The organism is Anaerobacillus sp. ABD4_527, from assembly GCF_056160805.1.
On sequence record NZ_JBSWXZ010000001.1, the window covers coordinates 2,074,261 to 2,089,348 of the forward strand.

The window sequence follows — 15,088 nt, forward strand, 5'->3', positions numbered from 1 at the left end:
CATTTGCCTCCTCAAATTTAATTGCTTCTGCTCCAAAACCAAATTATGCTAATTAAAATTGTATACAATTTGTTTATAGTTTTCAAATAATTCAAACTACAATTTCTGTTAAAATCTACTAAACAACCTCTTAATTCACCTATAAATGTAGACTTAACATACATCTAATCGGCTGATTTTTCTATTTTTTCTGATAACTACTGGAAATTAAAAGCTATATACGTTAAGATGGCAACTAACGTCAGACAAATTGTATACAATCACAGAACACAATAGCGCTAGCTTACATAGTGATCTACTAGAATTAGCCATTCAATAGAGTGCCCCAAACCGAATCGTAAGCGTTTTAAGTATGCTCCAAAGAGGGTATATGACAGTGTTTGGAAGCGCTTACGGTTTCTGCCGATACGATTTGCCATGACTAGACAGGTTGAAAAATACTAGAGTGAGGTGACTGCTCGTGCAGCAAACGAAATCTCGTTACAGCTACGGTGGAGATGAATTTATCTTTGTCGAACTCAGTGAACACATGTCTCTTGAAGTGAATTTTCAAGCGATGGCAATTACGAAAAAGCTTAAGGAACAAGACATACCTGGAATACTTGATATTTGCCCATCTAACGCTTCTTATATGGTCCGATTTAACCCTGACCTCCTTCATCCAGACGACTTAATCGACGAACTAAAAAAGCTTGAAGACACCGCTGATGATATGAATAGTATCGAAATCAACTCTCGTCTTGTTGACATCCCCATCCTATTTGAAGATCCATGGACGCATGAAGCCGTCATGCAATTCCGTGATCGTCACCAAGATCCAAATTCCACGGATATAGAATACGCCGCTCGAATCAATGGGTTTGATTCGAAAGATGACTTTATAAAAGCCATAACTGGTTCTCCCTTTCTCGTTTCAATGATTGGCTTTGTTCCCGGACTCCCCTTTTGCTTTCAAATCGTACCAAGAGAAGAACAAATTGAAGTACCGAAATACGTTCGACCGAGGACCTTCACTCCTGAACGCTGTTTTGGATTTGGCGGAGGATTTTCCGTCATCTATCCGGTTCAAGGGGCAGGTGGCTATCAGATGTTCGGTGTATCAGCAACGCCTGTATTCGACAGAGAACAAAAGCTCGCAGATTTTAAAGACTCGATGGTCTTCCCTCGTCAAGGCGACATCTTTAGGTACAGGGACGTTACGCGTGAAGAATACGATTCGATCCGTGAAGAAGTGGAAAACGGCACCTTTCAATACCGCAAGAAAGAGTTTCAGTTTACACCAGAAGATGTACTGAAAGACCCTCATGCATTTTCCAAAAAAGTCATTGGGAGGTTGTACAATGATTAACGTGTTGAAACCTGGATTGCAGACAACTGTTCAGGACGAAGGTAGAATCGGTTTTTATGAAACGGGTATGCCTCCTTCAGGAGCTGTTGATCAATTCTCGTACGCTGTAGCAAACTTATTAGTTGGAAATCAAAAAGGTGCTGCTGCACTTGAAATTACTTATATGGGCCCACATCTTGAATTTCAAACTTCTGCAAAAATCGCCTTAACTGGCGCCAACCTCCCTCCAAAAGTAAATGGCGAACCCGTTCCAATGTGGGAGACGCTTGAGCTTAATGCAGGCGATGAACTAACGTTCGATTTTGTTAAGGAAGGCGCGAGAGCCTACATGGCTGTCGCGGGTGGAATCGATGTTCAGGAAGTGATGAACTCAAAGTCTACCTATACGCTCTGCGGGATAGGTGGCTATGAAGGGCGAGCGCTTCAAAAAGAGGATGTGTTATCGATTGGAAAAGACGTAGCCTACAGCGTTCAGCCCGGAACCACGATCTCTGAAAAGTACCTTCCCGTCTTCTCAAAACACCATGAAATTCGAGTGATCCCAGGACTTTGTGATTATCGCCTAACTGAAGAAAGTAAAAGAAAGTTTTTCGATTTAGAATGGACGGTCACCCCAGAAGCAAATCGAGTTGGGTATCGATTGAAAGGAGAACGTCTTGATTTCGTTCCACGTGAACAGCCTTTTGGAGCCGGCAGCAATCCTTCGAACGTGGTTGATCTCGGTTATCCGATCGGTTCGATTCAGATTCCTGACGGAGTTGAACCCATCGCTCTCCTTAACGATGCTGTAACTGGAGGTGGCTATGCAACGGTTGCTACCATCATTAGTACCGACCTCAATCGAATCGCTCAGGCCAAAACAAACGAAACGATCAAGTTTGTCTCCGTTTCATTAGAAGAGTCATTGCAGGCAAGAAAAAATACGAAGCAGCAGCTTGAAGAAATCGAACAATCGATTACAAAACAAAACGTGCAAAGGAGTTATTAAATATGAAAACAATCTCTTCTCCCCTTCCAGGTATTTTTTATCGTAGACCATCGCCAGAAAAAGAAGAATTCGTTAAAGAAGGCTCAAGCATAAAATCAGGAGATGTGATCGGCCTCATCGAAGTAATGAAGAGCTACCAAGAAGTTCAAGCGGAAGAAGATGGCGTCATCAAGAACTTCAGCGTAGAAGATGGAGAAATCGTTGAAGCTGGGCAAGTAATCGGTGAACTTGAATAACCTTCAAAGTTTGGAAAGGATGAAACGCGAATGAAAGTTGATCTTAATTGCGATATGGGAGAAAGCTATGGCATCTACGAACTCGGAAACGATGAAGAAATGATGCCTTACATCACTTCCGCTAACATCGCATGTGGGTATCATGCAGGTGACCCGAGTACGATGCGAAGATCGATCGAGCTCGCAAAAGCACATAACGTTGCGATCGGTGCACATCCCGCTCTTCCAGATCTGCTCGGATTTGGGCGGAGGAAAATGACGTGTACGTCTTCTGAAATTAAAGATTACATCACGTATCAAATGGGAGCGCTTCGAGAGTTTGCGCGTCGGTTCGATCAACCACTTTCACACTGCAAACCTCATGGCGCCCTCTATATGATGGCGATGGAGGATGAAAAGATTGGAAGAGCTGTCCTCGAAGCGATTGCTGAAGTCGATGAAAAAATCATTACGTTCGCGCTTAACAACTCTAGCGTTGTGGACCTCGCCGATCAGGTAGGAGTACGCGTCGCAAAAGAAACGTTTTCCGATCGTGAACATACCGAAACGGGATCCATCATCATGACGAGAAAAGGTTCCGAAATTGGCGATTACGACGAGTTGGCAAATCGCGTCGTGCGTATGGTAAGGGACGGGAAAGTAAAGACTCACGACGGCAAAGAAGCAGATGTCACAGCTGAAACGGTTTGTATTCATGGTGATACACCAGGAGCTGTTCAATTAGCAAAAAGCATCCGACATGCATTAGAAGCAAACGACATTCAGTTGACGAACATTCAGAACATCCTCCGTTCATAATGAACTAAGGGCCTCTACTCTAGAGGTCCTTTATTGATTTTGCTCAAAACTCACAAACTCATGATAAACTATCATCAACCACACTCTCCCGGAGGTCACAGCCATGCAAATCCACGCAACAGATAAAATAGAAAAAGCAATCGAGCTATTTTCGAACGAAGACGTTCATGCGTTGGAAGTAGTCGATGAAAACGGCGCATCGCTTGGGCATATAGAAGTTGAGGAGCTGGTACGCGCCCTGCAAGAAGACGATGTTAGTACGTCGATCGGACAGATTTTACGAACGATTGCAGATCGCCACCTCCCTATGCACGAACACACTATCAGTCAGAATGAGTACAGTGCGCTCCTTGAAGATCCTGTGTTTACGGACATCATCAACTCCCTATACGATGGAGTTTTCATCACAAACGGTGATGGCATTCCTGTGAAAGTAAACAAATCCTACGAAAGAATCACAGGTCTAAAGGAAGAACAAGTCCTCGGCTACCATATGGAAGACCTCGTGAAAGCAGGATACATTTCAAAATCAGCTTCACTACAGGTTCTCAAAAATAAGAAGCCGATCACGCTCATGCAAACGCTCTCGAACGGTAGAAAGATCATCGTCTCTGGCACGCCAATCTTCACGCCCGATCAGGAGATCTTATACATCGTCAATAGCGTAAGAGATATCACGGAGCTACTAAAATTAAAGCTCCAGATCGACGAACTTCAGGATTTGAAAAACCTTAGACTAAACACGAAACAAACGCTGAAGCAGCCTGATCAGTCTTCTCTCTTCTTCGGTGAAACGATGAACGAGCTGTTTTCCCTCATCAATCGTGCAGCGAAAACGGATACGAAAATCCTTCTACAAGGAGAGACCGGCGTCGGAAAAACGATGATTGCGAAATACATTCATGAACATTCGAAGCGCTCGAGTGGAAGCTTTTTAGAATTAAACTGTGGCGCATTTCCCTCGAACCTTATTGAAGCTGAATTGTTCGGTTACGAGGGTGGAGCGTTTACTGGTGCGCTAACCAAAGGCAAAAAGGGTCTGCTAGAAGTCGCTGACAACGGCACATTGTTTTTAGACGAAATCGGCGATCTTCCTCTCGAAGTTCAAATAAAACTATTGAAAGTCATCGAGGACCAAGCATTCATTCCAATCGGTTCTTCTAAATTAAAACAGGTGAACGTAAGGATCATCGCGGCTTCTCATAAGAACTTAAAGAAGTTAGTCGCTATCGGACAGTTTCGCGAGGACCTCTACTATCGCTTGAGCGTCGTACCACTAGAGATCCCTCCATTACGTGCTCGACGTGAAGAAATCATTCCGCTCGCTCAGCATTTCATCGACCTGTTTAATACTGAACACGACACAGAGCGATCGTTTAGCATCGAAGCACTCGATGCGCTGCACGAATACGAGTGGCCAGGTAACATCCGTGAACTCAAGAACGTCATCGAGCGGTTAGTCATCTTGAGCCCTCAACCTAAGATTCAGCTGGCAGACTTACCTCGTGAGCTACTACACTTTAAGACCGACCCCTTTAAAACCGAACAAGATGAAATCCTTCCACTAAAACAAGCACTCGAACGAGTGGAACGTGATTTGATTACAAGAGCGATGAAAAGATACAAAACGACGAGGAAAGCAGCGGAAGTACTCGAGGTGAGTCAATCGACCATCGTTCAAAAAATGAAGAAATGGGAGCGTTGATTCGTTTTTAAATCAATGCTCCTTTTTTGATTAGTATTTCACTCATAATACATATCGTTTTTAACAATATTGCGAACAGAAACGCTGTAAAACGCTTTCTTATAAGGATAAAGGAAAGTTGGCATGGGAATTGCAACAGTTATAGGCAAATGCTCGAAAGGAGAATGTCGTTTGTCTATTTCAACGTTCAAAATCGCTAACAAACTAATTACAGGAAAAGGGGCAACGGAAAAACTTACGGAAGAAATTAAGCGCTTACACATACATAACCCGCTTATCGTTACAGATGAGATCCTCCAAAAGATTGGAATGGTGGATCAAATCACTCCCCTCCTAGAAAACGTACGGTATGCCGTTTTTACAGGAGTAAAACCAGATCCTGAACTCACGATCGTAGAAGAATGCACCAAACGTTTTACAGAAGGAAACCACGACGCCTTGATTGCGATCGGGGGTGGCAGCGCGATCGATATCGCAAAAAGTGTTTCTGCTTATTCCGGCTACGATGGACCATTGTCCGAGTTATTTGGGACTGATCTCGTTCCTGAAAAAGGGGCACCAATCATTGCACTTCCTACAACCGCTGGGACAGGCTCAGAAGTAACAAACATCTCCATCCTTTCAGATTCGGAGGCACAGCTAAAGAAAGGGATCGTAAGTGACCATCTACTCCCTGATGTCGCGATCGTAGCACCCGAGATGACGGTAAGCATGCCAAAGTCCGTGACTGCCGCAAGCGGCATCGATGCCCTCGTTCATGCGATCGAAGCCTATTTATCGGTGCACGCATCGCCGATCACAGATGCTCTCGCGATACAAGCCATGAAGATGATTTCGACCAACCTGCCAAAGGCTTACGCAAAAGCTGACAACGTGGAAGCACGAGAACAGATGGCAACGGCGAGCTTGATGGCCGGAATGGCATTTGGAAATGCAGGGGTCGGAGCCGTTCATGCGCTCGCATATCCACTAGGCGGCCGCTACCACATTGCTCACGGTGTGAGTAACGCTCTCCTTTTACCGTACGTGATGGAATGGAACAAGCTTGCGTGCGTTGAGCGATTCAGAGACATCGCGATCGCTTTAGGTGAAAAAGTTGAACACCTATCTGATGCGGATGCTGCAACGAAAGCAGTCGATGCGATGAAGCGCCTCTGCTCTTCTGTCAATATCCCGACAGGACTACGTTCATTCGATATTCCAGAAGATGCGATTACGGCGATGGCAGAAGACGCAAGCAAAGTGGAGCGTTTACTCAAAAATAACCCTCGTCAGCTTAGCAAAGATGACATTGAAGAAATTTATCGCTCTGCTTATTGATGCAATACCAAATAAGGGGGATTTATCATGTGGAAAAATCGTAAAGATGGTGAAGAATCACCATACATCCCGATGGGGCCTTTTAAATTAAGGCTTCCTTTCATTCACTACAAATTCGAGTGGCCCGATTATGTACAAGGGCTTCTCATGTGTGCGGTCGATTTAGCTGCGATTCCTTTGATGATCGAGCTATTAGGAATGCCGTTCGAAGTTGCATTAGCAGTTGTTCTCTTGAACGGACTACTGTATTTAACGCACCATCTCCTTGGAGACCCTGTTGTGCCAGGATGGATCACTCCAGCCATCCCGCTGATCATGGCGTACGTTTCAACGTTCCCTGAAGGAGCTGAACGTGTTCACGCACTCGTCGCCTTTCAGCTGACGCTAGGTTTGTTCTCGATCCTTCTCGGGTCCACAGGCCTTGCAAGAAAAGTAGTTACCTTTGTTCCGCCCGCGATTAAATCAGGCATCATACTAGGTGCTGGTTTTGCAGCAGTCATCTCAGTATTCGAAGTCGGCGGTCGGTTTGAATCGTTTCCTTGGACGATTTCAATTGCTGTCGGGATCGCATTTTATATCATTTTCTCAAAACACTTTAACCGCCTTAAAACTCAGAGTTCTCTATGGGGCTTGATCGGAAAGCTCGGTATCTTTCCAATCATCATTTTAGCCGTTATTATCGGTCCACTTTTCGGAGAAGCACCATGGCCAACCATCGAATGGGGACTGATCAATCCAGACTTCGGAACACTTTGGAGTGAGTACACGATCTTCGGGTTAGGATTCCCGCCACTTATGCTGTTTGTGACTGCAATCCCAACCGTACTTGCAGCATATATCGTTCTCTTCGGTGATGTCTTGCAAAGTAAAGCTCTCGTTGAGGAAGCAGAAGATTATCGCCGAGATGAAAAAATCGATTACAACCCGAACCGTGCTCACTTGATCTTCGGTGGCCGTAACTCGATCATGAGTATTCTTGGACCCGATGTAACGATGGCAGGTCCACTATGGGCGGCGATGCAGGTTGTCGTCATCGAACGATTTAAAGAAGGAAAGAAAGCGATGAACTCGATCTTTGGAGGATCCGGTTCTTTCCGCTGGGGGACGAACACAGGTCTACTCCTACTTCCGATTGTAAGTCTCGTACAGCCGATTCTCGGCATCGCATTGGCATTAACCCTTTTAATACAAGGTTATGTAAGTGTAAAAGTTGGAATCCTCGAATCACGCAGTAACCGTGATCTAGGAATTGCAGGAATTATCGGAGCTGTACTCGCTACAAAAGGCGCAACATGGGCGTTCGCAGTTGGTATCCTCCTTACGTTCTTGATCTATGGAAAGAACTTCTTTAAAGGAGAGAACGATGAAATCTTCACGAAAGACATTGAAAAAGATAGCGAAAAGAAAATCTCGTAAGCAGGAGGATTATCATGAAACATTACTATATGAGAATCAATGACGAAGAAATAGGTGCAGACTTACCAACGATCGATATTACTGATCCTGCTACTTCAGACATTATTGGAACGATCCCGAACGGAGGAAAAACGGAAGCTTCGATGGCGGTAGACGCCGCATCTGAAGCCTTTCGCCCCTGGTCTCAGCTATCCGCTTTTGAAAGAAGCGCTTATCTGACAAAGTGGCATCAGCTTATCAATGATCATAAAGAAGACCTCGCACGCTCGATGACGTTAGAACAAGGAAAGCCTCTGAAAGAAGCACGTGGTGAAATCGATTATGCGAACGGCTTCATCTCCTGGTATGCAGAAGAAGGAAAACGAGTGTACGGAGAACAACTTCCCGCAATGCAACAAAACAAACGCCTTTTCGTAAACAAGCAGCCGGTTGGAGTCGTGGCAGTCATTACGCCGTGGAACTTCCCAGCCGCAATGATTACACGAAAAATCGCACCAGCTCTCGCGACAGGTTGTACAGTCGTCATCAAGCCAGCTGAACAAACGCCAATCACCGCACTGAAACTAGCCGCACTAGCTGAAGAAGCAGGCATTCCTAAAGGTGTGATCAACGTAGTAACAGGTGATGCAAAATCGATTGGAGAAGCCTGGTTATCTGATGAACGAGTGAGAAAATTAACGTTCACCGGTTCAACGGAAGTCGGTAAGCTACTCATGAAAGGTTCTGCTGAAACGGTGAAGAAGGTTTCGCTTGAATTAGGGGGCCACGCTCCAGCGATCGTCATGGAAGACTGTGACCTCGACAAAGCGGTGGAAGGCGTCATCGCTTCGAAATTCCGAAACGCAGGCCAAACGTGCGTCTGCACGAACAGAGTGTATGTCCAAGAATCCATCGCAGGGCTTTTTACTGAACTACTTGAAGAAAAAGTGAAAGAACTCAAAACCGGGAATGGATTTGAAGAAGACGTTGCCATCGGCCCATTGATCGATGAGAATGCAGTTGAAAAAGTCCAGAACCATATCGATGACGCTCTTTCAAAAGGAGCCTCACTCGTGACAGGTGGCGAAATAAAAGAAGGATTATTCTACGAACCAACAGTAATAAGAGACGCAACCGACGACATGCTCTGTATGCGAGATGAAACGTTCGGCCCTCTCGCACCCATCGCTACGTTTAAAACAGAAGAAGAAGCAATCGAACGTGCAAACAACTCCATCTATGGACTTGCCGCTTACTTATTTACAGAAAACTTATCGAGAGGCATTCGAATCAGTGAGCAGCTAGAATACGGAATTGTAGGGTTAAATGACGGTGCGCCTTCTACCCCACAAGCTCCGTTTGGAGGATTTAAGCAAAGCGGACTCGGGCGCGAAGGCGGGCATCATGGAATCGAGGAGTATTTGGAGGTTAAGTATATTTCGGTTGGATTGTAACGAGAGCCTTCTCATTAACGATAGAACATAACATAACATAACAAAACAAGCCCTTAATCAAACGTTTGATTAAGGGCTTGTTTTTTTGTTTCTCATATAAACTTTGTTTTGTTCTCTCTTTAACGTGTATTATTTTGCTATAATAATCTAGTAATTACAAATTATTACATATCTAAAACTCAATAGAACGTTGGAGGTAAGAGAAATGTCTTTTATTAAAAATGTATTCAATATCTTAACAGATCATAGGGAATTGAAAGAACCTATCATCTATAAAGATATTGAAGAGATCTCTCATCAACAAAAACAATTACTAGATTTAAAAGAAAGTAATAAGCCAAACCTGGACATCAAGAAAATTGACAATCACCTAAAACTCTTTTCAATCGGACACGCCGGAGAAAAAAACGTGATGTTCGAACTTCAAAATTCCATGCTGCCCCTCCTTGTCCTCCATGACATTCACTTAGAGTTTGAAAACTATAAAGCTCAATTCGATTTTATCATCGTTACCCACAAGTTCATTTTAATCCTTGAAGTTAAAAAGTTGTTTGGAAATATCCGTATTACTGACAAGGGCGAGTTTCAGCGTATTATCACGAAAAGCAATCGAGTTGTTAACAAAGAAGGCATGTACAGCCCTCTTAACCAAGTCGAACGACATATGAATATCCTCGAAAAGTTTCTTATCTCAAAAGGCGTTATCACGAAGTGCCCAATTCGAGGTGCGGTTACATTTGCTAATCCTAAAACGATTATAGATGTGTCTCCAAACGCTCCATCAACTATACAATCTAGAGTGATTAGACATGATCAGATCATGCCTTTTATTAAAGAGGAATTAAATAAGAAATCTCCCGTTAAGATGTTAGATCAGTCTCTTCATGACATTGCTCAAGTCATCCTTCAAAATAACGTAGAGCAAAAATTCGCCTTCGAACAGTACATTGTCCAAAAGCAAAAAGAAACTACGAAAAAGCCGAGCCAACCTAAACCTATACCTAAGAAAGTTTCTGTACGTACGAATGAGAATCTTAAAGCAGCCCTGATCAATTTTCGATCACAGCGCTCAAAAGAACTCTCCATTAAACCGTACTTCATTTTCACAAACAAAGTACTAGATGAGCTCCTTCAAAAGAAACCAATGACAACTGAGCAACTCCTTAATGTTGAAGGGTTTGGTCCAAAGAAAGTTGAAGATTACGGAGAGAGTATACTAGCTATCATAAAACAGAGTAATTCAGCACAAAAAGCGAACAATGCCGATTCTCTATCACAAAATAAGGACCATAATGTGATAAACAATAAGATTTTGAAAGACTCCCTAACTGCATTCCGTACTATGAAATCTCAAGAATTAAATGTAAAGCCCTATTACATCTTCACAAACAAGTGTTTAGAGGAGCTTGTTATTAAGAGGCCTAAAACGATTAAAGAACTTCTCAAAGTCGAGGGGTTTGGACCTAAGAAAACGGAAGAGTTTGGTGAGGAAATGATTAAACTTTTTACTCATAGTAAATAAAAAAGCATCCCTCTACTTTACTCAGAGGGATGCTTTTTTTGGAGATACATTTTTAAAAAACGATACCACTATCTGTACTTCGGCGGAATACTCTGCGGAAATTGAAAGACGTTTCGTGGATCATATTTAGCTTTCACTCTCTGGAGTCGATCAAAGTTCGTTCCATAGTAGGCTGGTCCAAAATTTCGAATGAACTGATCTGGTACGTTGACATAGGAACCTTCTACGAAAGGTTTTAGTCTTAGACGTGTTTCTTCTACCATAGCGAGGTTTCTTGCTTGGTCAGATCTATCCGTCCACGACGCGTTCCATTCCATATAGAACTTCGCGTTCCTCCAGTAAAATGCCGTTTCATTAGGAGACGGTTGATTCAGTGCTCCTCCAGCATTAAGGAAGAAAAAGTTTGTGTCTTCACTTTGCGATTCTTCTAAGAACTGACGCATCACTTTAATGGCTTCATCAGGAAGAAGATCTTGTGCCCAGTTTGAGGAGAATTTTTTGTTAGCATCTGCTCGTCCAGGTATTTTTTGAGTTGGGATCAAATAGTCTACTGCGTCTGGGTAGGTAAACATTTTTACAAACACCTTCGTTGGCGTACCTGCATTCTTTAACGGTTTTAAAAGTTTTTCAAGCTCATCCTTATGTCCAAGAAATAGACCTGTGGAACGAAGCGTGCCATTCTTTTTCGAGAAGAGTTCTAAGATCGTACCAAGTCGTGTATCCACATCCGGAGCCCAATTTTGCCATGCTTTAAAGACGGTTTCTAGTTGATCCCAAGGCCAATCAATTTCGAACACCGTGGCTTTCTCTGGGGCTTTGTGCAGCTTGTACACGTATTCGGTGTTCACGCCGAAGTTACCTCCGCCACCACCTCGTGAAGCCCAAAGAAGGTCTTCGTTTCTATGATGATCCGCTTGAATCAAATTGCCATCTGCATCGACCATCTTCAATCCGATGAGGTTGTCGCTGATTAAACCGATCGAACGTTGAAGGAGTCCAATCCCTCCTCCCATCGTGATTCCACCGACTCCAACAGTCGGACTGTCTCCAAACGGAAGCATGTACCCCTCTCTTGCTAATGCTTTAACCGTAGGGCCTACGTTACTTCCTGTTTCAACAATCGCAATTCCTTTTTTTCGATTGAATCGAATCCTCTTCATTTCACTAACGTCGATTACAATCCCGTCTTTCACTTCATTAAGACCCTTATCTAATGCGTGACGACCGCTACGGAAACGAATCGGAACGTTATTCTCACATGCCCATGAAAGAGCATTTTGGATATCTCTCGTTTCTTGTGCAAACACGAATACTAACGGAAACGTATCAACGAACGGATTCCAATTCTTCCGAGCTTTATCATAACCAGGGTCGCCCCTAAAAATCACTCTACCAGTTAATCGATGTCGAGATTTCATTCTTTCAACTCCTAAATCATAAAATAAGTTTATATAGTTTATTTCTAAAGAGTTGTGACTGGAACGGCAGAAGTGATAGGAAAACCGCACATTCGTCGAAGTAGAAGTAGAAAAAACTGATAGTTTAGAGGTTCATTCTAGTAATCTTGTCTATTGAAATTAGGTAATCAATAGAAGTTCTTTATGCAAAAGGGGAGCAATAAACCCTCCCTCTTTCCTGCTCAACAAAAAAATGATTTATTTTATAACGAGCAAGTTCTTCTCAACATACGCCCAGTTCTGTGGAAACGGAAACCGCAACCGCCAGTAGGTTGCTCCAAGCAAAGAATATACTTCCATCTGCTTATATTTCGCAGTCATGCTTTTAATGTCCTCATACCAAACGATGTGGTCTTTGTTCAACACTTGATACCGGTAGTGAGGAGCCTGGGATTTCTCGTCATACTGAATAGGAATCCACGAATCGATCGCTCGGTTTTGGAGCGTTTGAACGGGTAACATAGCGGCACCTACCCCTGCCTGAATCGGTACCGTCCAATCGTACCCATATAAACTCATCGCCATCATGATTTTCCGACGTTCAATCAGTCCAGTCGCATACATTAACACTTGTTCGATCCACCATACAGGTGTGATTGGGTCAGGCGGTCCTATCGCATATCCATAATCAATGGTCATAATTGAAATGATATCGACGATTTCTCCTGCTTCTTTGTAATCAAGAAAACCAACTAATCGATTCGTCGGCATGTCGCTGCTCTTTGCATGCGCGTTTAACTGAAGAACTAAATTGCCTAGACCCGTCTTCAGTTCCCGTAAAAAGGCTGTGAAATCATTCCTTCTCTCAGGAGGAACAAATTCAAAATCGATACTGACTCCCGCATACCCTTTAGCCTTCACAATGCGAACAAGATTTTGGACCAATATTTTTCTTTTATCCGGACTCTGAAGAACATCATTCCCTAAATCAGGACTGAACATGTTCGCTTCATAATTACTAATAACAAGCAGCGGCTTTATGTTCAGCTCTTTCGCTCGTTGTAAAACCTGAGCATCATCGACTCCAATTACTGTTCCATCCCGTGTGAAAGAGTAAGTGAATATCGCTAAATAGGTAATTGATCCTGCAATAGTATTGAGTGTATCTAGATAAGGCGTACCTGCTAACGCATCAAAAAAGACTAATGATTGCATCCGATATTTCTCTCTAGAAGGAATTCGTATACGGACCCCGACCTGTAGAGCATTTGGATTTGTGTTTGGGTTCGCTTCAACGATCGCTTGGGTCGAAGTATTAAACTGCTGAGACAGCTTCCAGTACGTATCGCCTGGCTTGATTTGATGATACTGTTCAGGAAGGTTTTGATCAGGAATGTATAAGTTTAGCCCTGGAACGAGGCGATCTGAGACGAGTCCATTCACTGCTCGTATCGTTGGTATCGGCACACGATAAGTCATGGAAATACGCCATAAATTATCCCCAGCTGTAACCGTATGGATTGCCATTTGATCAGTCCTTTGCTTAAAAGGCTTTACTTATAGTCTATTTTCTAAGGACGCATTTCATGAAGGTGGTATGTAGGTCAAATCATCACACGAGGGATTCTTTATTACATGAAGATGTTCTGAAAGAGGGACAGTGGTATGTTCTCTCTTATAAATTCCAAATCTCATCCCACACACTTTACATGCATAAAAAGATTAGTTTCGCACATCCTTATCGTACAATTCTTTCAATTTCAACTTCGCTCGCCTCAATCTTGTTTTAACTGTCTCCGGTTTAATTTTCGTCAGCTCACTAATTTCTTTTACGCTTAAATCCTCATAGTAGAACAAGATAACCATTTCCCTGTATTTCACCGGAAGTGAGAGTACCTTTTTAGATATTTCTTCTTCATCGTTTTTTTGTGTAAGTAAGTCTTCTGGACTAGAGTCTTCCACAGTCCAAGAATCACTACTCCATCCTATTGGAAGAATTGATTTGTACCATCTGCTTTTTAAGTAATCTTTGCACCGGTTAACAGTTATCTTTAGTATCCATGTTTTATAACTGCTATCTCCTCTAAAACGTTCTAGATTTTGATAACAAGCTATAAAAACTTCCTGTGTAATATCATCGGCTACAGCCCAGTTTTTCACATATGTAAACGACAGGTACTTCACTTGTTGAGCATAGTCATCGATTAATTTCTTTATTAAATCATTTCTATTAAGCTCTCTTTCTATCTGCATATCCCCCAAATAATCCCCCCTCACTCAACTACTAAATATAAGAGATTTTTATCTCTAACAAATTTTTCTTAATAGAAATGATAAAAAAAGTCACGCTTACTCTAAACTCACATACTCTCAGTCATAATGCTTGTTAACAAACTCTCTTTCTTCTTCAGATGTCAACAGCCTTTCAGCTTTACCGATCGTTCCACCCTCTAATTCCCATATACGATTATGAACGACTACAGCATTTTGATAATTTCCTTCTTTCCATTCTGTTAAAGTTTCTAAAAAGAATTCATAATTTTGATATTGCTCCTCTTCTTTACTTTGTTTAAGAATTTGCAACATATTATTAATCCGCTCATCGGTCATTTCGACTAACACCCATTTATCTTCTGCATACACTTTTTGATGGGTCATCCCATGAAGTAATTTCATAAATTGGCCTTCTGTAGGCAACTCCTCATCTTCTGTAGATAGATTGTTTTCACTGACATACCGATCTGGATCAATTGGTTCATCCTTTACAGCCGCTTCTGATAATTCTTTCTCTTTATTCAAACTAGCCTCAAGGTCTGAAATAAACCAATATGCTAGACTAAATATAAGAATAATAATTCCAATGATAGATATAAGTAGAGTTTTTGTAGAGGGCATCTATTTTCAATCCTTTCCATGATAAAATTT

At 42.6% G+C, this 15,088-nt stretch carries 13 protein-coding genes; 9 read left to right on the top strand and 4 right to left on the bottom strand.

Going from position 1 to position 15,088, the window contains the following annotated elements:
* The first annotated feature begins 460 nt into the window (after nucleotides 1-460).
* The 9 genes from ACXAHI_RS10690 to ACXAHI_RS10730 all read left to right on the top strand — a co-directional run bounded on the left by ACXAHI_RS10690 (nucleotide 461) and on the right by ACXAHI_RS10730 (nucleotide 10,766).
* A complete protein-coding gene (locus ACXAHI_RS10690; protein WP_474847617.1) occupies nucleotides 461-1,348 on the top strand; it encodes a 5-oxoprolinase subunit B family protein in 888 nt (295 codons plus the stop codon).
* The gene (locus ACXAHI_RS10695) at nucleotides 1,341-2,336 is read left to right on the top strand and encodes a 5-oxoprolinase subunit C family protein (RefSeq protein ID WP_474847619.1); all 996 of its coding nucleotides are present in this window, start codon (nucleotides 1,341-1,343) and stop codon (nucleotides 2,334-2,336) included. Before ACXAHI_RS10690 ends, ACXAHI_RS10695 begins: the two co-directional genes overlap by 8 nt.
* A gap of 2 nt (nucleotides 2,337-2,338) precedes the next feature.
* Entirely contained in the window at nucleotides 2,339-2,572 is a 234-nt protein-coding gene (locus ACXAHI_RS10700; protein ID WP_474810205.1) for an acetyl-CoA carboxylase, read from the top strand.
* A gap of 30 nt (nucleotides 2,573-2,602) precedes the next feature.
* Entirely contained in the window at nucleotides 2,603-3,370 is a 768-nt protein-coding gene (locus ACXAHI_RS10705; RefSeq protein ID WP_474847621.1) for a LamB/YcsF family protein, read from the top strand.
* Nucleotides 3,371-3,473: 103 nt separating this feature from the next.
* Nucleotides 3,474-5,075: a sigma 54-interacting transcriptional regulator gene (locus tag ACXAHI_RS10710; protein ID WP_474847623.1), complete on the top strand. Its 1,602-nt coding sequence runs from the start codon at nucleotides 3,474-3,476 to the stop codon at nucleotides 5,073-5,075.
* A gap of 171 nt (nucleotides 5,076-5,246) precedes the next feature.
* The gene (locus tag ACXAHI_RS10715) at nucleotides 5,247-6,395 is read left to right on the top strand and encodes an iron-containing alcohol dehydrogenase (protein WP_474847625.1); all 1,149 of its coding nucleotides are present in this window, start codon (nucleotides 5,247-5,249) and stop codon (nucleotides 6,393-6,395) included.
* Nucleotides 6,396-6,419: 24 nt separating this feature from the next.
* A complete protein-coding gene (locus ACXAHI_RS10720) occupies nucleotides 6,420-7,811 on the top strand; it encodes a hypothetical protein (RefSeq protein ID WP_474848142.1) in 1,392 nt (463 codons plus the stop codon).
* Nucleotides 7,812-7,825: 14 nt separating this feature from the next.
* Nucleotides 7,826-9,244 carry an NAD-dependent succinate-semialdehyde dehydrogenase gene (locus ACXAHI_RS10725; RefSeq protein WP_474847627.1) on the top strand — a complete coding sequence of 473 codons (1,419 nt, stop codon included), beginning with the start codon at nucleotides 7,826-7,828 and terminating at the stop codon, nucleotides 9,242-9,244.
* A gap of 205 nt (nucleotides 9,245-9,449) precedes the next feature.
* Nucleotides 9,450-10,766, top strand: coding sequence for an HRDC domain-containing protein (locus tag ACXAHI_RS10730; protein ID WP_474847629.1), 1,317 nt, complete (start codon nucleotides 9,450-9,452; stop codon nucleotides 10,764-10,766).
* A gap of 68 nt (nucleotides 10,767-10,834) precedes the next feature.
* On the opposite strand, the gene ACXAHI_RS10735 is transcribed toward ACXAHI_RS10730, so the two are convergent.
* The 4 genes from ACXAHI_RS10735 to ACXAHI_RS10750 all read right to left on the bottom strand — a co-directional run bounded on the left by ACXAHI_RS10735 (nucleotide 10,835) and on the right by ACXAHI_RS10750 (nucleotide 15,058).
* Nucleotides 10,835-12,184, bottom strand: coding sequence for an FAD-binding oxidoreductase (locus tag ACXAHI_RS10735; protein ID WP_474847631.1), 1,350 nt, complete (start codon nucleotides 12,182-12,184; stop codon nucleotides 10,835-10,837).
* A 237-nt stretch (nucleotides 12,185-12,421) separates the two neighbouring features.
* On the bottom strand, nucleotides 12,422-13,690 hold the full coding sequence (locus ACXAHI_RS10740) for a LysM peptidoglycan-binding domain-containing protein (protein ID WP_474847632.1): 1,269 nt from the start codon (nucleotides 13,688-13,690) through the stop codon (nucleotides 12,422-12,424).
* Nucleotides 13,691-13,885: 195 nt separating this feature from the next.
* On the bottom strand, nucleotides 13,886-14,416 hold the full coding sequence (locus tag ACXAHI_RS10745) for a sigma-70 family RNA polymerase sigma factor (RefSeq protein ID WP_474848144.1): 531 nt from the start codon (nucleotides 14,414-14,416) through the stop codon (nucleotides 13,886-13,888).
* A 117-nt stretch (nucleotides 14,417-14,533) separates the two neighbouring features.
* Nucleotides 14,534-15,058: a DUF6241 domain-containing protein gene (locus ACXAHI_RS10750; RefSeq protein WP_474847634.1), complete on the bottom strand. Its 525-nt coding sequence runs from the start codon at nucleotides 15,056-15,058 to the stop codon at nucleotides 14,534-14,536.
* Nucleotides 15,059-15,088: the final 30 nt, after the last annotated feature.